The organism is Rhizobium sp. CC-YZS058 (assembly GCF_034720595.1).
Classification (GTDB): Bacteria; Pseudomonadota; Alphaproteobacteria; order Rhizobiales; family Rhizobiaceae; genus Ferranicluibacter.
In genome coordinates, this window is the sequence record NZ_JAYESJ010000001.1 from 275,231 (window position 1) to 295,143 (window position 19,913).

At 64.6% G+C, this 19,913-nt stretch carries 18 protein-coding genes and 1 pseudogene; 7 read left to right on the forward strand and 12 right to left on the reverse strand.

Annotated elements, in window-relative coordinates:
* Positions 1 to 161: 161 nt before the first annotated feature.
* The 6 genes from U8330_RS01315 to mepA form a co-directional block, all read right to left on the reverse strand.
* Positions 162 to 797, reverse strand: a complete 636-nt coding sequence (locus U8330_RS01315; protein ID WP_323103343.1) for a 2,3-bisphosphoglycerate-dependent phosphoglycerate mutase — start codon at positions 795 to 797, stop codon at positions 162 to 164.
* A 25-nt stretch (positions 798 to 822) separates the two neighbouring features.
* Positions 823 to 1,632 carry a 4-hydroxy-tetrahydrodipicolinate reductase gene (gene dapB, locus U8330_RS01320; RefSeq protein ID WP_416236890.1) on the reverse strand — a complete coding sequence of 270 codons (810 nt, stop codon included), beginning with the start codon at positions 1,630 to 1,632 and terminating at the stop codon, positions 823 to 825.
* A gap of 11 nt (positions 1,633 to 1,643) precedes the next feature.
* Positions 1,644 to 3,485: an ABC transporter ATP-binding protein gene (locus U8330_RS01325; protein WP_323103345.1), complete on the reverse strand. Its 1,842-nt coding sequence runs from the start codon at positions 3,483 to 3,485 to the stop codon at positions 1,644 to 1,646.
* Positions 3,486 to 3,580: 95 nt separating this feature from the next.
* A complete protein-coding gene (locus tag U8330_RS01330) occupies positions 3,581 to 4,609 on the reverse strand; it encodes a glucokinase (protein WP_323103346.1) in 1,029 nt (342 codons plus the stop codon).
* Positions 4,610 to 4,729: 120 nt separating this feature from the next.
* Positions 4,730 to 5,110, reverse strand: a complete 381-nt coding sequence (locus U8330_RS01335) for a methylglyoxal synthase (RefSeq protein ID WP_323103348.1) — start codon at positions 5,108 to 5,110, stop codon at positions 4,730 to 4,732.
* Between the two features lie 119 nt (positions 5,111 to 5,229).
* Positions 5,230 to 6,297, reverse strand: a complete 1,068-nt coding sequence (gene mepA, locus U8330_RS01340) for a penicillin-insensitive murein endopeptidase (RefSeq protein ID WP_323103349.1) — start codon at positions 6,295 to 6,297, stop codon at positions 5,230 to 5,232.
* Between the two features lie 195 nt (positions 6,298 to 6,492).
* Here mepA and U8330_RS01345 point away from each other — a divergent pair, with 195 nt between their 5' ends.
* The 6 genes from U8330_RS01345 to U8330_RS01370 all read left to right on the forward strand — a co-directional run bounded on the left by U8330_RS01345 (position 6,493) and on the right by U8330_RS01370 (position 13,265).
* Positions 6,493 to 8,406 (forward strand): extracellular solute-binding protein, encoded by a 1,914-nt coding sequence (locus tag U8330_RS01345; RefSeq protein ID WP_323103351.1) that lies wholly within the window; start codon positions 6,493 to 6,495, stop codon positions 8,404 to 8,406.
* A 139-nt stretch (positions 8,407 to 8,545) separates the two neighbouring features.
* The gene (locus U8330_RS01350) at positions 8,546 to 9,640 is read left to right on the forward strand and encodes a microcin C ABC transporter permease YejB (protein WP_323103352.1); all 1,095 of its coding nucleotides are present in this window, start codon (positions 8,546 to 8,548) and stop codon (positions 9,638 to 9,640) included.
* A complete protein-coding gene (locus U8330_RS01355; protein ID WP_323103354.1) occupies positions 9,640 to 10,791 on the forward strand; it encodes an ABC transporter permease in 1,152 nt (383 codons plus the stop codon). The genes U8330_RS01350 and U8330_RS01355 overlap by 1 nt, the downstream gene beginning before the upstream one ends.
* 64 nt (positions 10,792 to 10,855) lie before the next feature.
* On the forward strand, positions 10,856 to 11,155 hold the full coding sequence (locus U8330_RS01360; RefSeq protein WP_323103355.1) for a hypothetical protein: 300 nt from the start codon (positions 10,856 to 10,858) through the stop codon (positions 11,153 to 11,155).
* Positions 11,152 to 11,640 carry a PIN domain-containing protein gene (locus U8330_RS01365; protein ID WP_323103356.1) on the forward strand — a complete coding sequence of 163 codons (489 nt, stop codon included), beginning with the start codon at positions 11,152 to 11,154 and terminating at the stop codon, positions 11,638 to 11,640. The genes U8330_RS01360 and U8330_RS01365 overlap by 4 nt, the downstream gene beginning before the upstream one ends.
* Positions 11,637 to 13,265, forward strand: a complete 1,629-nt coding sequence (locus tag U8330_RS01370; protein WP_323103358.1) for an ABC transporter ATP-binding protein — start codon at positions 11,637 to 11,639, stop codon at positions 13,263 to 13,265. Before U8330_RS01365 ends, U8330_RS01370 begins: the two co-directional genes overlap by 4 nt.
* 24 nt (positions 13,266 to 13,289) lie before the next feature.
* On the opposite strand, the gene U8330_RS01375 is transcribed toward U8330_RS01370, so the two are convergent.
* The 5 genes and pseudogenes from U8330_RS01375 to U8330_RS01395 all read right to left on the reverse strand — a co-directional run bounded on the left by U8330_RS01375 (position 13,290) and on the right by U8330_RS01395 (position 18,078).
* Positions 13,290 to 14,144 (reverse strand): NlpC/P60 family protein, encoded by an 855-nt coding sequence (locus tag U8330_RS01375; protein ID WP_323103360.1) that lies wholly within the window; start codon positions 14,142 to 14,144, stop codon positions 13,290 to 13,292.
* 40 nt (positions 14,145 to 14,184) lie between these two features.
* Positions 14,185 to 14,529 carry a MarR family winged helix-turn-helix transcriptional regulator gene (locus tag U8330_RS01380; protein WP_323107079.1) on the reverse strand — a complete coding sequence of 115 codons (345 nt, stop codon included), beginning with the start codon at positions 14,527 to 14,529 and terminating at the stop codon, positions 14,185 to 14,187.
* Positions 14,530 to 14,586: 57 nt separating this feature from the next.
* Positions 14,587 to 15,177 (reverse strand): annotated as a pseudogene (locus tag U8330_RS01385) (NAD(P)H-dependent oxidoreductase).
* 162 nt (positions 15,178 to 15,339) lie between these two features.
* Positions 15,340 to 16,950 carry an exodeoxyribonuclease VII large subunit gene (gene xseA, locus U8330_RS01390; protein WP_323103361.1) on the reverse strand — a complete coding sequence of 537 codons (1,611 nt, stop codon included), beginning with the start codon at positions 16,948 to 16,950 and terminating at the stop codon, positions 15,340 to 15,342.
* A gap of 141 nt (positions 16,951 to 17,091) precedes the next feature.
* A complete protein-coding gene (locus U8330_RS01395) occupies positions 17,092 to 18,078 on the reverse strand; it encodes a Gfo/Idh/MocA family oxidoreductase (RefSeq protein ID WP_323103362.1) in 987 nt (328 codons plus the stop codon).
* Between the two features lie 175 nt (positions 18,079 to 18,253).
* Between U8330_RS01395 and U8330_RS01400 the strand changes: the two genes are divergently transcribed.
* Complete coding sequence (locus U8330_RS01400) at positions 18,254 to 19,204, forward strand: aldo/keto reductase (RefSeq protein WP_323103363.1); 951 nt, start codon at positions 18,254 to 18,256, stop codon at positions 19,202 to 19,204.
* Here U8330_RS01400 and U8330_RS01405 read toward each other — a convergent pair.
* Positions 19,185 to 19,832, reverse strand: a complete 648-nt coding sequence (locus U8330_RS01405) for a hypothetical protein (protein WP_323103364.1) — start codon at positions 19,830 to 19,832, stop codon at positions 19,185 to 19,187. The genes U8330_RS01400 and U8330_RS01405 overlap by 20 nt on opposite strands.
* Positions 19,833 to 19,913 lie beyond the last annotated feature (81 nt).

Sequence of the window (19,913 nt, forward strand, 5' to 3'; positions counted from 1 at the left end):
CTGAAATTTTCGGAGCGGGCCGGGGCAAACGGCAGGCGCGTGGTCCGTCGGTGCCGAAAGGGCTCTGCATGAAAGTCATGCAGCCGTCGTCTCTACGCAAGGCGCGAGCCAAAGAGAGGCGCGGCAGCCCGTTGCCGGCTGCCGCGCCTTGAAGATCGGTTTTAGTGCGCGCCGCTCATGTCGCCCAGAACCTCCTTGGAGGCCACGGTCGAATCGGCGTTCAGGCGGTAGACCATCGGCACGCCGGTGGCGAGGTTGAGCGCTAGGATCTGCTCGCGCGTCAGGCGGTCGAGCACCATCACCAGCGAGCGCAGCGAATTGCCGTGCGCGGCGACCAGCACGGTTTCGCCCTTCAGTACGCGCGGAAGGATTTCGGTGAGGTAGTAGGGCCAGACGCGGGCGCCGGTGTCACGCAGGCTTTCGCCGCCGGGCGGCGGCACGTCATAGGAGCGGCGCCAGATATGCACCTGCTCTTCGCCCCACTTCGCGCGGGCATCGTCCTTGTTCAGGCCGGAGAGATCGCCATAGTCGCGCTCGTTCAGCGCCTGGTCGCGGATCGTTTCCAGATCGCTCTGGCCGACGGCATCGAGCACGAACTGGCAGGTGCGCTGGGCGCGCGTCAGCGCCGAGGTGAAGGCGATGTCGAACTTGATGCCGGTTGCGGCAAGAGCCTGGCCGCCGGCCTTGGCCTCCTCGACGCCCTGCTCCGTCAGGTCCGGGTCCTTCCAGCCGGTGAAGAGGTTTTTCAGGTTCCAGTCGCTCTGGCCGTGGCGCACGAGCACGAGGGTACCGGTCATCGGGTCAGTTCCTTTCGCGAGATGATCAGCTGTCTGAAAGCCCGAGCACGTCGAGCATGGAGTAGAAGCCGGGCTTTTTCGACCGCGCCCAGAGCGCGGCGGTCACGGCGCCGCGGGCGAAGATGGAGCGGTCTGTGGCGCTGTGGGAGAGAACCACCTGTTCGCCTTCGCCGGCCAGAATCACCGAATGTTCGCCGATCACCGAGCCGCCGCGCAAGGTGGCGAAGCCGATGCTGCCCTCGGCGCGGGCGCCCGTATGTCCGTCACGCACGCGGACGGCGTGTCCGGCGAGATCGACGCCGCGGCCTGCGGCCGCTTCCTCGCCGAGCAGGAGGGCGGTGCCGGAGGGGGCATCCACCTTGTGGCGATGGTGCATTTCGAGAATTTCGAGGTCCCAGCCGGCCGCCGGCAGGGCGCGCGCGGCCTGGCGCACGAGCACGCCCAGCAGATTGACGCCGAGGCTCATATTGCCGGACTTGACGATGCGCGCATGGCGCGCCGCCGCCTTCATCGCCGCCTCGTCTTCCACCGAGCAGCCGGTCGTGCCGATGACATGGACGATACGCGCCTGGGCGGCGAGCTCGGAAAATTCGACGGAGGCTGCCGGGGCGGTGAAATCCAGCACGCCATCGGCGGAAACGAAGGCGGACAAGGGATCGTCGGTCACCGCAATGCCGTTTTCGCCGATACCGGACAGCAGCCCGCTATCCTGGCCGAGACTGGCTGAGCCCGGACGCTCGACGGCGGCGGAGAGGGTGGCGCCTGGCGTTTCATGGATGATGCGGATCAGGGTGCGGCCCATGCGGCCGCTGGCCCCCACGACCACCAGCTTCATCTCGTCGCCGCTCACGCGCTGTCCTTCCCCAATTCCCGGTCGTCGACGCCGACGACGATATCCTCGAACCCGATCGTGCTGCCGGCGCCCTGCAGATTGTGAAGGCGAGCGTAGAGGCCGTCCTTGCGCTGCGCAAGCGCGTCGTGCGTGCCTTCTTCCGCCACCAGCCCGTCTCGCATCACCACGATCTTGTCGGCATTGGCGATGGTGGAGAGGCGGTGGGCGATGACGACGACGGTGCGGCCGGACATGGCATGGTCGAGCGCCTTCTGCACCGCCGCTTCGGATTCGGTGTCGAGCGCCGAGGTGGCCTCGTCGAGCAGCAGGATCGGTGCCTGGCGAACGAGCGCACGGGCGATCGACAGGCGCTGGCGCTGCCCGCCGGAAAGCGTCACGCCGTTTTCGCCGACCGGCGTGTCGTAGCCTTGCGGCTGCGCCAGGATGAAGTCATGCGCATAGGCGAGCCGTGCGGCCTCTTCGATCTCGGCATCGCTGGCGCCGGGGCGGCCATAGCGGATGTTGTCGCGGATCGACCCTTCGAACAGGTAGGGCTGCTGCGAGACATAGGCGAGCCCGTTGCGCAGCGATTGTTTTGTCACATGGGCAATGTCCTGCCCGTCGATCAGGATCTCGCCGCCGGATGGGTCGTAGAAACGGGGGATCAGGCTGATGACGGTGGATTTCCCGGCCCCCGACGGACCGACCAGCGCGGTCGTCTTGCCACCTTCGGCCGTGAAGGAGACGCCCTTCAGGATCGACTCGCTTTCCGAGTAGCCGAATCGCACATCGCGGAACTCGATCGTTGCCTCGCTCAGCACGAGGCTGCGCGCGTCCGGCAGATCGCGCTGGTGAGGAACCGTGTCCAGCACCTCGTAGATCATCCGCGCATTGACCGCGGCGCGCTCGAGCGCCACCTGCAGCCGGGCCAGCCGGCGTGCGGGATCGTAGGCCATGAGCAAGGCGGTGACGAAGGCGAAGAAGGCGCCGGGCGGCACGTCGTTGTAGATGGAGCGGAAGGCGGCATAGCCGAGCACGCTTGCGATCGCGAAACCGGCAAAGGTCTCGGTCATCGGCGCCGTGCGCTCCGAAAGGCGGGCAATGCGGTTGGCGCGGTTTTCCGCGCGGCTGATGATGCCTTCCACCTTGGCCTTGAGCTCGTCCTCCATCGTGAAGGCCTTGACGATGGTGATGCCCTGGATCGTCTCCTGCATGGCGCCGAGCACATGGCTGTTGATTTCCACCGACTCGCGCGTTGCCTGGCGCAGGCGGCGCGAGACATAGCGCAGGCCGAGCAGCAGCGGCGGCGCGATGACGAAGACGATGATCGTCAGCAGCCAATCCTTGCTGATCATCACGCCGATCAGGGCGATCAGGGTCAGGAAGTCGCGGGCGATCGAGGTGACCGTCATGTTCAGGACGTCGCGGATGCCGCCGACATTCTGGCTGATCTTGGCCGAGATGCGGGCCGAGCGCGTTTCGGTGAAATAGCCGACGCTGAGCGCCATCAGATGCGAATAAAGACGCCGCTGGTAGCGTGCGACGATATCGTTGCCGATCTTCGACAGCGCCACCGCCTGGCCATAGCTGGCAAAGCCGCGCAGCACGAAGGCGACGAAGATGGAGGCGCAGATGACGAGCACGATATCGGCCCGCTTGTTGGCGAAGGCCTCGTTGACGACCGACTCCATGATCCAGGCGGTAAAGGCCGTCGTCCCCGCGATCACCGCAAGGCACAGGATGGCGAAGACATAGCCTTTGATGTGGTCGCGGCCATTTTCGCGTGCGACGCGCTTGAGGACGCTGGTGATCGTTTCCGCGTCGATATCGGCCGGCTTTGACGTGCGTTTTCCCAAAGGCTCTTCCTGATCTCTCCGGCTGCGCGGAAAGCAACACTGCGCCGCGCTCTATAGAGCCTTGAGCGCCGTTTGGCGAGTCGGGGCGGTTGCGACTATCCGAACCAGCACCGGCCTTCGGTCGCAACCCCGAAGCGGCCGGGCGTGCGCGCATAGGCGGCAAGACCGGACAGGGCGGCGAAGGGATGCGTGACGACCGAGGTGGGGATGGAGCGCAGCAGCGCCGAATGCGGCGCCTTGTCTTCGAAGGCGGCGCGGAATTCGGGCTTTTTCAGCGCCGGCAGGATCTTCTGCGAGATGCCGCCCGCCAGATAGACCCCGCCGCGGGCCATGAAGATCATCGCCATGTCGCCGGCGACACGGCCGAGATAGGTGGAAAAGAGCGAGATGGTTTCTTCGGCCGTCTTGTCCGTTCCGCCCAGCGCTGCCGTGGTCACATCGGCGGGATCGGAAAACTGCGGCGTCAGGCCGTCGGCCAGGCAGAGCGCGCGGTAGAGATTGACGATGCCGCGGCCGCAGAGGATCTGCTCGGCGGAGATCCGCCCGTCGATCGCCTCCAGATGCGGCCAGAGGGCGAGATCGCGGGCGCTGCGCGGACCGAGATCGACATGGCCGCCTTCGCCCGGAACGGGAAAATAGGCCCCGCGTGCATGCAGGAGGCCGGCGACGCCGAGGCCGGTACCGGGGCCGAGGATGGCGCAGGAGGCCCCCTCCAGCGCGGCGCCCCCGCCGATGCGCTCGTGATCGCCCTTGGAAATGGCCGCGACGGCCAGAGCCTGTGCCTCGAAATCATTGATCACGACGACCTCGACAAGACCAAGCGCGGCGATCATGTCGGACGGGGTGATCACCCAGCCGGCATTGGTGAGCGGAATCTGGTCGCCCTTGACCGGCGCGGCGACGGCCATGATCGCCGAGCGCGGCCGCAATCCGGCCTGCGGCAGGACCGCCTGTTCCAGCGCCGCCTCGATGCTCGGGAAACCGCCGGTCGGCACGGTCGGAAACACGCGGGGCTCGCTTTCGGCATCGGCCAGGATCGCAAACCGCGCATTGGTGCCGCCGATATCGCCGATCAGAATCGGAAAGGCGAAGCTGCTCGTCAGGCTGGGGGCAGAGGCGGTCATGAGGTCTCCTGCAGTCGTCGCGGTTATGTCAGACAGGCGGCAGGCGCGGCGCCTGCGTTCCTGTTCCGTCTAGTGGATTTTGGCGGCGCGGCCAACAGGATGCCGGACCCATGTGCTCTCTCAGGCGGGCTGGAAATCGATCATGCGCTCGGCAGTCGCCCGGTTGAGTGCCATGGGAATGTCATAGACCGTGGCAAGCCGCGTCAGCGCCTTCACGTCGACATCATGCGGAAGCGCCGTCAGGGGGTCGATGAAGAAGACGAGGATATCGACATCGCCCGTCGCGATCAGGGCGCCGATCTGCTGGTCGCCGCCGAGCGGCCCGCTCTTCAGTCGGGTCACGGCTAGATCCGGACAGGCGGCAAGCACCCGTCCACCGGTCGTCCCGGTCGCGACGATGTCGTAGCGGGCGAGCGCCTGCTCGTGCGCCTTGGCGAAATCCGCCATGTCCTGCTTCTTCAGGTCGTGGGCGATCAGCGCCACGCATCGCTTCCTGTCCATGGCGTCTCCTTGCGGCCCCAGCCGCGCCGGACGGCGCAGCCGGAGCGACCGCGCATCATCCTGCGCCGCATCTTTTCCAGAAATCCGCAGGGATCAAGATCAAATCGATTGAATTTCCCTCAAGGCGCCGGCCGCGGCTTCGGAACCACGGATTCCGGCGGGACGGGGTCGATGGTGACCGGCACGGCAGGGGAGGCGACCGGCTGCGGGGTGGCCGGGCCTCCATCGGGCCCGCCTGTGAAGGTGGCGGAGGCTTCGGACGCCGCCGGCGCATTCAGCACCGTGGTGCAGGCCTGCGGGAGATCGGCGAGCATGGTGAATCGCGGCTTGACCGGCTTTGCCGCCGGGTCCGGCTTCGGCTTGGCCCAGGGCTCCTTGGTGAACCACCAGGCAAGCGACTTGTCGCAGCCATCGCCCGGCGGCGGCGGCGCCTGCGGCTTGCAGCCGGGGGAATCGGCCGGGCATTTGATGCGGATGTGGAAGTGCTCGTCATGGCCGTAGATCGGCCGCACCTTGCCCATGGCGCTGCGATCGCCCGTCCAGCTCTCGCAGAGCTTCTTCTTGATCGCCGGATTGACGAAGACCCGGTCTACCTGCGGGTAGCTCGCCGCCAGCATGACGACGCGGGCATGGGTCGGCGTCCAGCGGGCCGGGTTGACGGTGAGGAACTTGGTCTTGTCGAGCATCGAGACGAAGGGCTTCGACTCGCGCTCGGCGGCGCTCATCCGCGTTGCGGGCATGGGCTGGAACCAGATATCCGCATCCAGCCCCACCTGGTGCGAGGCATGGCCGGTCAGCATCGGCCCGCCGCGCGGCTGGGAAATATCGCCGAGCAGAATGCCGGACCCCCAGCCGATCTGCCGTGCGTCCTGTGAGAACTGCTCGAGGAAGGCAATCATGTGCGGATTGCCCCAGCGCCGGTTGCGCGAGAGCCGCATGGCCTGCCAGGTCGGCCCATCCGCCGGCAGCGCCACCGCCCCGGTCAGGCAGCCCTTGGCATAGGAGCCGAGCGAAGCCGGCGCCGTGGCGCTCGGCAGCGTCACCGCGCCGAAGATTTCCTTGGCCGGTCTTGCATCTGCCGCAAAGCCCGTGCCGGGTGTGGCAAGAAGCGAGACCGCAAGAAGAGCTGGCAGGCAGCGGCGGAGCGGGCGCAAGGCGCGGAGCGGAGCAGAGGAAGCAACTCTCATGCAGACGTGATCCTGAAAGGGAACGGCCCGGGCTGGGCATGGTCGGTCGATCCGCCATCTTTCACACTGTCTTTGTGTCAGACTTGCGGTCGATGAATTGAGGCAAAAATGGGGCAGATCGTTGGGTTCCGGCCCTTATTCGGCCGCAATCGATAATTAGCTCATCCGAAACCAATAAAACAAAGGAGAAGGGGAATGCAATTTTTGAGACCCGCGCGAACAGCGGCGGCCTTGTCACTGGCAACCTTGTTGCTTCTTGCCCCGCAGGCGTCTTACGCGCAGAGTTCTCCAGCCCCCGCGGCAACCCCAACCGCCGTTGCCGAACCCATCTGGCGCCACGCCATCTCCATCGAAGGGCCGGTCAAATATCCGGCCGGCTTTGCCCATTTCGATTTCGTCAATCCGAATGCACCCAAAGCTGGCACCCTGCGGCTGACCAACTTCGGCACCTTCGACACGCTGAACCCGGTCCTCGACAAAGGCGAGATTGCTTTCGGGCTTCGCGGGCCAGTCGCGGATGCCTCGGGCTTTACGGCTGGGCTCGTCTTCGAGCGGCTGATGCAGGACTCCCTCGATGAACTGAGCGTGTCCTATGGCCTGCTCGCGGAGGCCGTCTCCTACCCGGATGACCTCACATGGGCCAAATTCCGACTGAGGCCGGAGGCGAAGTGGTCGGACGGGCAGCCGGTGACGCCCGAGGACGTGGTCTTCAGCTTCGACAAGGCCAAGGAGCTCGATCCCAGCAAGGCGATGCAGTATGAGCACGTCACCAAGGCCGAAAAGACAGGTGAGCGCGAGATCACCTTCACCTTCGATGCGCCCGGAAACCGCGAGTTGCCGTCAATCGTCGGAAGTCTGCTCATCGTGCCGAAGCACTGGTGGGAAGGCAAGGATGCATCCGGAAATCCGCGCGACATTTCGAAGACGACGCTCGAGATCCCGGTCGGTTCCGGACCCTATGAACTCGTCAAAGCAGAACCAGGCGCAGTCCTGCAGTACCGTCTGCGCGACGATTACTGGGGCAAGGACCTCAACATCAACGTCGGCTTCAACAACTTCCGGGAAATCACGTCGACCTATTATGCCGATCTCGATGTGGCCTTCGAGGCGTTCAGGGCCGGCAATGCGGACTATCGATGGGAGAACGGCTCGAAACGCTGGGCGACAGGCTATGATTTCCCCGCCGTCAAGGATGGCCGCATCAAGCGCGTCCGGCTGGAGAACGAAGATCGGTCGAGCGGCTTCCTGGTCGGCTTCATCATGAATATGCGGCGCGACATCTTCAAGGAGCCGAAGCTGCGCGAGGCGCTCAACTACGCCTTCGATTTCGAAGAGATTCAGCGCACGCTGTTCTTTGGCGAGTACAAGCGGATCAACAGCTTCTTCTTCCCGACCGAACTTGCCTCTTCCGGCTTGCCGCAGGGCAAGGAGCTGGAAATTCTGACTGCGCTTAAGGACAAGCTGCCGCCGGAAATTTTCACGAAGCCCTATGAGAACCCGGTAGGCGGCACGCCGAAGGCGCTGCGCGAGAATTTGAAGAAAGCAATCGCGCTTCTCAAGGAGGCTGGCTACGAGCTCAAGAAAAACAAGATGGTGAATGTGAAGACCGGAAAGCCGCTGACCTTTGAGGTCCTGCTGGAAGGAGACACCATCGAGGACATCGCTCTGACCTGGACGGAAAACCTGCGCAAGATCGGGATCGACGCCAGCATACGTACAGCCGATGAATCGCAGTACGGCAACCGCAGACGGACAATGGATTTCGACGTTCTGTATGACGGTTGGTCGCAGTCCCTGCATCCTGGAAACGAACAGACAGGGTTCTGGGGTTCGACGTCCGTTGATGTAGAGGGTTCGGACAATTACGCGGGTCTTTCCGATCCGGCAGTTGATGCGCTGGTCCAGCAGGTGATCTTTGCCAAGGACCGCGAGACCCTTGTGGCAACGACCCGGGCACTCGATCGGGTGCTGCTCTCCAAGCATATCGTCGTGCCTAGCTACGGCGCCACGGACGAGCGGCTCGCCTATGTCAACACCTTGGCTCATCCCGATACGCTACCGTACTACTCGATCGGCTTCCCGGCCATCTGGTGGTCGACAGCCCCATGAAAGCCTTGCATGACAGAAGACCCTCCCTGTCAAATGCAGGTCACGAATCAATCATGGGGATCGAGCAAGGCGTGGACGTACTCTTGAATGCAATCGCAAGCGGGTGCCTGGCACCCGCTTGCGAAAGGGCATGCAGCTGATGGGCGGCTATATCCTCCGGCGCCTGGCGCTGATGATTCCCACCCTCATCGGCATCATGGCCATCTCCTTCGCCGTCGTGCAGTTCGCCCCGGGCGGCCCGGTCGAACAGGTGATTTCCGACTTGACCAAGGGCGACCGCGGCGGTGGCGATCGCCTGTCGGGCGGCGGCAGTGAGCTGTCCGGGCAGAACTTCAACCTGGAAGGCAGCGGCAGCTATCGTGGCGCCCAGGGGCTCGATCCGGAGTTGATCGCCAAGCTCGAGCGGCAGTTCGGCTTCGACAAGCCGCCGCTGGAGCGCTTCGTCAGCATGATGTGGAACTATGCGCGCTTCGATTTCGGCGAGAGCTTCTTTCGCAATACGAGCGTCGTCGATCTGATCCTCGACAAGATGCCGGTCTCCATTTCACTTGGCATCTGGATCCTCCTCTTCTCCTATGTCATCTCCATTCCGCTCGGCATCAAGAAGGCGGTTTCCGACGGCTCGCCCTTCGACGTCTGGACCTCGACCCTGATCGTTGTCGGCTATGCCGTGCCGAGCTTCCTGTTCGGCATTCTGCTGATCGTGCTCTTCGCGGGCGGGTCCTTCTTCGACTGGTTTCCGCTGCGCGGCATCGTGTCGGACAATTTCGACCAGCTGAACTGGTGGCAGAAGGTGCTCGACTATTTCTGGCACATGACGTTGCCGCTGATCACGCTGCTGCTATCGGCCTTCGCCACCACGACGCTCCTGACGAAGAACTCGTTCATCGACGAGATCCGCAAGCAATATGTCGTGACCGCGCGGGCCAAGGGCCTGGCAGAGCGGCAGGTGCTCTATCGCCATGTCTTCCGCAATGCGATGCTGATCATCATCGCCGGCTTTCCCTCGGCCTTCATTTCCGCCTTCTTCACCGGCTCGCTGCTGATCGAATATATCTTCTCGCTCGATGGTCTCGGTCGGCTCGGCTATGAGTCCATCATCAAGCGCGATTATCCGATCGTCTTCGGCACGCTCTACATTTTCTCCCTGATGGGTCTTGTCGTCAGTCTTCTGTCGGACCTCATCTACACCTGGGTCGATCCGCGCATCGACTTCGACCGAAGGGAGGTCTGATGGCCGATCTCGTCACAGCCGGGGTGAACCCCGCAACCGCGCCCGGCAGCCCGTCCGGTCGCATCTCGCCGATCAGCCAGCGCCGCTGGGCCAATTTCAAGGCGAACCGGCGGGGCTACTGGTCCTTCGTCCTGTTCATGATCCTCTTCGTGCTTAGCCTCTGCTCCGAGTTCATCGCCAACGACAAGCCGATCCTCGCCCTCTACAAGGGCGAGCTGCTGGTGCCCGTCCTCGTCGATTATCCGGAGGAGAAGTTCGGCGGCTTCCTCGCCGAACCCGACTATCGCTCCGATCTCATCCGCGACGAGATCGAGGCGAATGGCTGGATGATCTGGCCGCCGATCCGCTATTCCTATCGCACGGTCAATTCCAACATTCCCCATTCGGCACCGACCGCGCCCTTCTGGCTGATGGACAAGGCCGAGCGCTGCGCCGGCTATCCCGCCGGCGACGCGGACCGCAACTGTACGATCGGCAATCTCAACTGGCTCGGCACCGACGATCAGGCGCGCGATGTCTTTGCGCGCATGATCTACGGGTTCCGAATCTCGGTCCTCTTCGGCCTCGCACTGACGATCGCCTCCGCCATCGTCGGCGTCTCCGCCGGCGCGGTCCAGGGCTATTTCGGCGGCTGGACCGATCTTCTCATGCAGCGGTTCATCGAGATCTGGTCCTCCATGCCGGTGCTCTACATCCTGCTCATCATCGCAGCGATCTTGCCGCCCGGCTTCTTCGTCCTTCTCGGCATCATGCTGCTCTTTTCCTGGGTCGGCTTCGTCGGCATCGTGCGGGCGGAGTTCCTGCGGGCGCGCAATTTCGAATATGTGCGGGCGGCGCGGGCGCTGGGCGTCGGAAACACCACGATCATGAAACGCCACCTCCTGCCCAATGCCATGGTGGCGACGCTCACCTTCCTGCCCTTCATCCTTTCGGATTCGATCGCCACGCTCACCTCCCTCGACTTCCTCGGCTTCGGCATGCCGCCGGGTTCGCCCTCGCTCGGCGAGCTGATCGCCCAGGGCAAGGCGAACCTTCAGGCACCCTGGCTCGGGATCACCGCATTCATGGTCATGTCGGTCATGCTTTCGCTCCTGATCTTCATCGGCGAGGCCGCCCGCGATGCCTTCGATCCGCGAAAGACCTTCATGTGACCTCGTCAAGATCGGGCCGTTTCTCTAGGATGGCCCACCGACCGCACCGTGTGAGGGAGCCGAGATGAACAAGATCGTCCGCGAGCACTACCCCGCCGCCAAACTGCCGGAAGAACTCCGGCAGGGACTGGATGCGGATGCACGGGTACGAATCGTTATCGAGGAGGAGGCATCCGATATGCCCTCGCTGCCCCAGATCGTGCCCCTCCCCGACTTGGACGCTCTGGCATCCAATCGCTCACAGACCGTAGAAGAGTTGCTTGAGACGATCAGGATGCACAAGGCTAGATATGGCTCGACCACGTCAGGCGACGAAGCTGTCCAGCGGATCCGCGCGTTGCGCGACGAGTGGGACGATGAATGAAGCCTCGTATCTACTTCGATACCAATCCATTCATTTGGACCATTGAGGAGATCTCTGATCGCTCCGAGCTCTTGAATGCCATTCTGGCGACCTCCGGCGCGGGCAAGAGCCCGGCTGTGGTGACGAGCGAGATCACATTGGCAGAGCTGCTGGTGCTTCCGCTCCGCAACCGTCAAGAGGATCTCGCCCGACGCTATGATGACCTGATCTATCCATCGCCGTGGCTGAATGTCCGGCCAGTGGATCGTGCGGTGCTCTGGCGTGCCAGTGCGTTGCGTGCTGGAGGCCGGATCAAGCTTCTCGATGCAATTCACCTCGCCACGGCAGAATTGACCGGCTGCACGTACTTTCTCTCTGCCGATACCGACTTCGCTGCTTACCTGCCACGCAACAAACCCGATCTGTCGGGCGCCAACCCCTCCCTCGTCTTGGCCACGCCCGACCTCCCCACCCTCACCACCCTTCTGGACAGGTTTGCCCCATGACCGAACCGCTTCTTTCCGTGCGCGATCTTTCCGTCGCCTTCCACCAGGCCGGCAAGACCTCCTCTGCGGTCGAGGGCGTGTCCTTCGACATTGCCAAGGGCGAGGTCGTGGCGCTGGTGGGGGAATCGGGCTCCGGCAAGTCCGTGACGGCCAATTCGATCCTGAAGCTGCTGCCTTATCCCGCCGCCAGCCATCCGAGTGGCGAGATCATCTTCAAGGGTCGCGATCTCATGAAGGCGTCGCCGGAGGCGCTGCGCCATGTGCGCGGCAACGACATCACCATGATCTTCCAGGAGCCGATGACCTCGCTCAATCCGCTGCACACGATCGAGCGGCAGATCCTCGAAATCCTCGAACTGCACCAGGCGATGAAGGGTGCGCCGGCCAGGGCGCGGGTGCTGGACCTCCTGAACCAGGTCGGCATTCGCGAGCCGGAAAAGCGGCTGAAGGCGTACCCGCACGAGCTGTCCGGCGGCCAGCGCCAGCGTGTGATGATCGCCATGGCGCTGGCCAACCGCCCGGATCTGCTCATTGCCGACGAGCCGACGACGGCGCTCGATGTCACCGTCCAAGCGCAGATCCTCGATCTGCTGAAGGTGCTGAAGGACGAGCATGGCATGTCGATGCTCTTCATCACCCATGACCTCGGCATCGTCCGCAAGATCGCCGATCGCGTCTGCGTGATGACGAAGGGGCGGATCGTCGAGGCCGGGCCAACGGCCGAGATCTTCGCCAACCCGCAGCACGCCTATACCCGCCACCTTCTGGCCGCCGAGCCGAAGGGCATGCCGCCCGTAACGGACCTGACCAAGCCGATCGTCATCGAGGCGAAGGACATGAAGGTCTGGTTCCCGATCCGCGCCGGCTTCCTTCGCCGCACGGTCGATCACGTCAAGGCCGTGGATGGGATCGACCTGACGCTGCGCGCCGGGCAGACCCTGGGCGTCGTCGGTGAATCCGGCTCGGGCAAGACGACGCTCGGCCTTGCGCTCACCCGGCTCATCGGGTCTGAAGGTCGCATCGCCTTCGTCGGCAAGGACATCGCCGAGTATTCCTTTTCCCAGATGCGCCCCTTGCGCAATCGCATGCAGGTGGTCTTCCAGGATCCCTATGGTTCGCTCAGCCCGCGCATGGCGATCGCCGAAATCGTCGGGGAAGGGCTGAAGGTGCATGAGCCGGCGCTCTCCGAGCGCGAGCGCGAGGCGCGGGTGGCCGCGGCGCTGGAGGAGGTGGGGCTCGACCCCGAAACCCGCTGGCGCTATCCGCATGAGTTTTCCGGCGGCCAGCGCCAGCGCGTCGCCATTGCGCGGGCCATGGTGCTGAAGCCGCAATTCGTCATGCTGGATGAGCCGACCTCGGCTCTCGACATGAGCGTGCAGGCACAGGTGGTGGATCTGCTGCGCAACCTGCAGGCGCGCCATCAGCTCGCCTATCTGTTCATCAGCCATGATCTCAAGGTCGTGCGGGCGCTGGCCAATGACATGATCGTCATGCGGCTCGGCAAGGTGGTGGAAGCCGGCCCCTCGCAGGACATCTTCACCGCCCCGCGCGAGCCCTATACCAAGGCGCTCATGGCCGCCGCCTTCGACATGAAGGCCGTCGCCGTTCCGCAGGTCAGCCAGTAGCCGCTAAGGACCGCCGCAGGCCGATCAGGGCCTGCGGTAACCGGTCGGCAGGTCGTAGAGCCAGGCAATCCGTTCGATCGCCGCATCGAGGCCTTCATGCGCCACCGACATGGTGTGGCCGTTGGCGTGCAGCAGCGTCGTGTCGTCGACCATCAACCCGACATGGCCGGTCCAGAACACCAGGTCGCCCCGCGTGATGTCTTCCCTTGCGATCTCGGTGCCGAGCCCGGCCCATTGCATATCGGTGTCGCGCGGCGCGGCGCGGCCGGTCATGGAGAGCGAAAGCTGCACCAGCCCGGAGCAGTCGATGCCGAAGCCGGAGCGGCCGCCCCAGAGATAGGGCGTGTGCAGGAAGGTCTCGGCAATCGCGACATAATCTTCCGCCAGCGGCTCGGACAGCGCTCGGCAATGATGCGCGACCACCGCCTGGCCACTTTCGAGCAGAAAGTAGCGGGTGCCGCGCGTGCTGCGTTCATCGACGATCGTGATGCGGCTGCCCATGGAGAGCGCCTGCACGGTCGGAAAACGCAGGTCGGCACCGGAATAGACGAAGGTGCGTGGCACGGTGACGATATGCGTGGGGCTGTGCGTTACGGGGACCACCGCAAAATCCGGCACATAGCCGACATAGCCGTCCGCATCGGCCTTCACCCAGGCCCAGCCGCCGGCACTGTCGAGAAGGCGCACGGTCTCGCCCAGCAGGATTTCCGTATCGGTTCCGCAGGCAAGGTCCGGCTCTTTGCGCAGCGCCATCACCGGCACCCCGCAGATCGCCGCGCTGCCCATCGTGTAGGAGAGCGCGTCGACAAGACCGCGCAGACGCTCCTCGGCAAGATCGCTGCGATAGGCGTTCAAACGACGATCGGGAAGATCGGACATGGAGGTCATGCTCCGTAAGCGGAAGGAGGCTCTGTCTCTGTCAGAGTTTGCGGGCCTCGGCAATGACGAGATCGCCCAGTTTCTCCAGATAGAGCGCTCCGGCGACCGTCCGCTTGATCACCACATTGCGCCCATCGCGCGGATCGCGCTCACGGGTCACGAGGCCGCGCGTGCCCATGGTATCGAGGGCGCGGGTGATGACCGGTTTCGTCACGCCCAGCGTCGCCGCCAGCCCGCGCACCGTGTGCGGCGGGGGAACCAGGTAAATCTGCAGAAGAATGGCCATCTGGCGAAGCGTCAGATCGTCGGCATCAATCCGGACCTGGTTCAGCGAGACGGAATGCCAGAGGGTGAGCGCCTGCGTGGCGGAGAATTCGACCGGCATCATGCGGCCCTCCTTTCACGCCGCGGACTGTATCGCCAAGTCTCTTACGGAAGCGTTTCAGGCCAGTGTCGCGATCAGCCGGTCAATGCGCAGGAGATGTCGGCGACGCGTCTCCTCGCCTGCAACGTCCATGCCATGAAGTGTCAGCATGCGGAACCGGGCTTGGGGCGCGCAGCCGGTGACGATGCCCCGCTTCAGCAGGCGGCGCACCGGGTCACCCATCACGAGCCGCACCACCCACCAGGGCGAGCCGGTGCTGGTCAAGGCCAAGACATGTTTGAGCCGCGTCAGCCGCGGCGAGATACGCCCGCCACCCGGCGCGACAGCAAAGGCAATGCCCGGCGCAAGAACGCGGTCGAAGAACCCTTTCAGGATCGCCGGGACATTGAACCACCATTGCGGAAAGACCAGCACCAGCGCGTCTGCCGCGGTCAGCCGCTCGATGAGATCCGGCATTCGCTAACGATCGACTCGGTCAGGTAGCTTCGACGCTCGCGCGCTCGCAGCCGCGGGTCAAATTCCTCGACATAGAGATCGAAGAGATCGACGCTGTGGCCGCCGGCGCACAGCTGCGCGGCCGCCCGCGCTGCGAACGCCGCGGCAAAAACTTTCGGACTGCGGATGGGCGAGGACGAGAAGGACATGCATGGCGCGCGCTCGAGCGATGAAGCCCATACGCTGCCACAGCTGCGTCAGGCTGCAAGGAGGCCGATCGCCGAAGCAGCGCCCAGCTGCTATCGTCGCCAAACGCGGTTTGCTTCGGCCGGCGGAGAGGTGAAACTGGCGATGACGTGCGCAGCGAGCATGTCGTCAGAAGAGCGTGCCTTGCGGTGTTTCGTCGTCCTCTGTCCGGCGCTTTCGAAGGCGGACGTGTCTTGAGGGCTGAGCCTGTTCAATCAATGGCAGGGTGGAGGCATCCTCGCCGGTGATCGCCGCGAGGCGGCCATCGGCAAATTGCAAGGTGACCGAGCGCCCGACCCCGGTCTCGGCCGCGGTCTTCAAAGGCGCGCCGGTCTCGTCGCGGACCAGCACGAAACCCCGGTCCAGGACCTTCTCATAGGACAGCGACTGGAGCATTCGGTTCTGCGCCCCGATGCGCTCGCGGAACCGCTTGAGGTCAGCGAGCATGGCACGCTCGCCCTTTTCCGCCAGAGCCGCCACGCGTTTGCGGTCATGTCGGATCTGCACGAGTGCGCGGCCGGGATAGCCGCGCAGCGCGACATCGGCTGCTGCAAGCCGTCGCCCCGCGCGTTCGGCCATGCGCTCGGTCAGCCGTGCGGCGAAAGCAATGCGTTCGTTCAGGTGTTGACGGCGGTCGCGGATACGAACGGCGACGAGGTCCGCCCGCAAATGGGCGCCGACTCGCTCGAAACTGCGCCGCTTCTCCGCCGTGTTCATCTGCAGCCCGCGCGACAGGCCGGCGGCGGCCTCATCGAACCGCCTGCGCGGCAGGGCCAGCAACTGGTCGAGCGAGGGCAAAGCGCGGGCGAGCGCCCGCAGCGCCTGGCGGCGATTGTCCATCTGCCGGCCGGCCGCGCCCTTGAGCCGGGCCGAAAGCCCGGCGAGCGTGGCTTCGAGGTCGGCGCGGACCGGCACGGCCATTTCCGCCGCCCCGGTCGGCGTCGGCGCCCGCTGGTCGGCGGCATGGTCGATCAGCGTCCAGTCGGTCTCGTGGCCGACGGCGGAGATCAGCGGAATGGCGGAGGCTGCGGCAGCGCGCACCACTGCCTCATCGTTGAAGCCCCAGAGATCTTCGAGACTGCCGCCGCCGCGGGCGACGATCAGCACATCCGGCCGGGGCAGGGCGGCGCCGGGTTCCAGCGCGTTGAAACCCTGAATGGCCGCCGCCACCTCATTGCCCGAGCCTTCGCCCTGGACGCGCACGGGCCAGACGATGACATGGACGGGAAACCGGTCGGCGATGCGGTGCAGAATATCGCGGATCACAGCGCCCGTCGGCGAGGTGACGACACCGATGACGCGCGGCATGAAGGGAAGACGTTTCTTGCGCCCCTGGTCGAACAGGCCTTCCGCCGCCAGCCTGCGCCGCCGCTCTTCCAGCAGCGCCATCAGCGCACCCGCACCCGCCGGCTCCAGCGTTTCGATGACGATCTGATATTTGGACGAACCCGGGAAGGTCGTGACCTTGCCGGTGGCGATCACCTCCATGCCTTCTTCGGGGCGGAACCGCAGCCGGCTCATCGAGCCCTTCCAGACGACCGCGTCGATCCGCGCCTTGTCGTCCTTCAGGCCGAAATAGGCGTGACCGGAGGAATGCGGGCCGCGATAGCCGCAGATTTCGCCGCGCACGCGCACTTGGTCGAAGGCCTGCTCGACTGTCCGCTTGATCGAGCCCGACAGCTCGGACACGGAATATTCGGAGAGATTCGAGGGTGACTCGGCATCGAAGGAGAAGCTCATGGCGCCATTCTGCCTCGTTCCAGCCCGCAAGACCAGCCGGGGAAGCAGCCGCGGAGCATGCATCCCCGCCTTTCACCATCGGCGAGGATCTGGGTGTGGCCGACCGGCGCGCGGCAATATCGGCGCGCCGGCGGCAGTTCGTCAGACGGTTTCCCAGCCATCCTTCTCGCTGGCGCGGTAGATGGCATCGATAAAGGCCTGGTTGGCACGCGAGCTTTCGAGCGATACGACCTCCTCGGCCTCGCCGGCTGCCGCGCGGGCAAAGGCCTCGACCTGCCGGCGATATTGGCGGGCATCCTGGAAACGGAAGAGCTGCGATTCGGCGTGGTTCTGGTTGGTCAGCTCGACCTCTTCGCGGCCATAGCGGTCGGCATTGAAGGGCGACTTGACCTCGATCGTACCGGTCTCCCCATGGAACACCATGATCTGTCGGGCGGCAAGCTGGGTGGAGATGTAGAAGGACAGCTCGAAGCCGCCGAAATCCGCGCGCACGCTGGAATAGATATCGGTGCCGAACTCCGGATCACGCTCCGTCGTCGCCTGGACGCGCTTCGGTTCAGCGCCGGTAACGAACCGGGTGGTAATCGTCGGATAGACGCCGATATCCGGCAGGCCGCCGCCGCCGAGCGAAGGGATGTTGCGCATATTGCCGGGGTCGCGGTTGAAATAGGTGAAGGCGCCCTGAACATGGCGCAGACGGCCGATCGCGCCTTCCGCCAAGAGGTCGCGCACCTTGCGCCAGACCGGGCTGTAGGTGACCATATAGGCCTCCGAGATCAGCACCTTCTCAGAATCGCGTGCCTCGATCAGCGCGTCGATCTCGTCGGCCTTGAGCGCGATCGGCTTTTCGCAAAGCACATGCTTGCCGGCGCGAGCGGCGCGCAGCGACCATTCGACATGCTGCGCCGTCGGCAGTGGAATATAGACGGCATCGATCTGATCGGAGGCCAGCATCGCGTCATAATCGCCGAAGGCATGCGGCACCGAAAAACGGTCGGCCATGGCGCGGGCGCGGGCGAGATCGCGGCTGGCAATCGCTGTGACCACGGCATTTTCTGCATCCTGAATCGCAGGCACGACGAGCTCCCGACCGATCTTGGCCGTGGAGAGAATTCCAAATCTCAGCATCTCTGCCTCCCTTGTGGTCCGGCGGTGCCGGACCTGCTGCGCCGATGCACTTTCGTAAGTTAAAACGAAAACACATCGCGCCCCATGTTCATCGCCCTGTCGCAGCCTATCTGCAGGCTGGCGGCAGACGGCAATGTCTCCGTATCCTCTTTGGCAAGCAAACCGGAGTGAGTCCATGGAAAAGCGAAAGCTCGGCCGAACCGCCCTGTCCATCGCGCCGCTGGTGTTCGGCGGCAATGTCTTCGGCTGGACGGCGGATGAGCCGACCTCCTCCCGCCTTCTCGACGCCTTCACTGATGCCGGCTTCAACGCGATCGACACGGCGGACGTCTATTCCGCCTGGGCGCCCGGCAACAAGGGGGGCGAATCGGAGACGATCATCGGCAAATGGCTGCGTCAGTCCGGCCGGTCGCGCGACTCCGTCGTGCTGATCACCAAGGTCGGCTCGGATCTGGGAGAGGGGCGGAAGGGTCTTTCGAAGCGCTGGATCATGCAGGCGGTGGAGGATTCGCTCAAACGGCTGCAGACGGATCATATCGATCTCTATCTCTCGCACTGGCCGGATGCGGACACGCCTTACGATGAAACGCTTTCCGCCTACCAGTCGCTGATCGAGGCCGGCAAGGTGCGCCATATCGGCGCCTCCAATCTCGACGCCGACCAGCTGCGCAGCGCCCTCGACACGGCTGCCGCCCGCGGCCTGCCGCGCTATGACGTGCTGCAGCCCGAGTATAATCTCTACGACCGAGGCGGTTTCGACGGGCCTTTGCGCAACCTCTGCCTGTCGGAAGAAATCGGCGTCATTACCTATTTCAGCCTCGCCTCCGGCTTTCTGTCCGGCAAATATCGCTCGCACAAGGACGTCGAAGGCAAGACCCGTGGCGAGGCGGTGGCCAAGTATCTCGATGGCCGCGGCATGCGGATCCTGAATGCCCTGGACGAGGTCGCGGCCTCGCGCCAGGCAAAGCCGGCCGAGGTCGCGCTTGCCTGGCTGATGGCCCGGCGCGGCGTCACGGCGCCAATCGCCAGCGCAACCAGTCTGGAGCAGGTGCAGAGCCTCATTCGTTCGGCCGATCTGACATTGAGCGAGGAAGAGCTGCGGCTGCTCAATGAGGCGAGCGACTGACCCCCGGCGCGATCCCGGCAAGCACGGGGAAGCCGGCATAGGCTTCCCCGTGCCCGATGTGGTGATTGGCCATGCCCGGCTTCGTCAGCACGCCACGGGGCGCGGCGAAGCTCGAGATGCGGCGTTTCGGCCGCTCGTGCCACTGGATGTTCACCGCCCAGAGCTTCGGGAAGAATTCCAAATCGGAATAGGGCAGGTGGTCGTGGATCCACCAGGCGAGCCTTTGCCAGTCGCCGGGCGCGGGATAGTGATCGGCCACCCAGGGGACGACCACGCAGGCGGTGGCACCGCGGCAGCCTTCCGCGTCGCGGCGATCCCAGATATGCCCGGCGGCATTTGCCGCGTTCGATCCGCAGTTCAGCCCCTTGGCATTGCCGAAGCCGTTCACTTCGGCCGAGCGATAGCCCGAGCGGATGTGCAGGCGGCCGAAGCTGCGCTGCAGCGGCTCCAGCAGCGTCTGGCACAGCGCCGTGCCGGTTTCGATGGCGAGGTCTGGGTCGTCGGGAATGTTGGAGAAGCCATGGAGGGCGGCGATCTCCGAGTGAAGGAAATCGCGCAGGAAGAAATTCTCCGACAGCCGCACCCGGCCGAGATCCTCAAGTCCCCGCATGGATCGTGGTGCGCGCATGATGTGTCCTCCCCTTGTCGGCGCCAGTCTACAAAGGGAGAAGCGGCCTGCCACCCGGAAACGGCAGAACGCCGCCCTGGC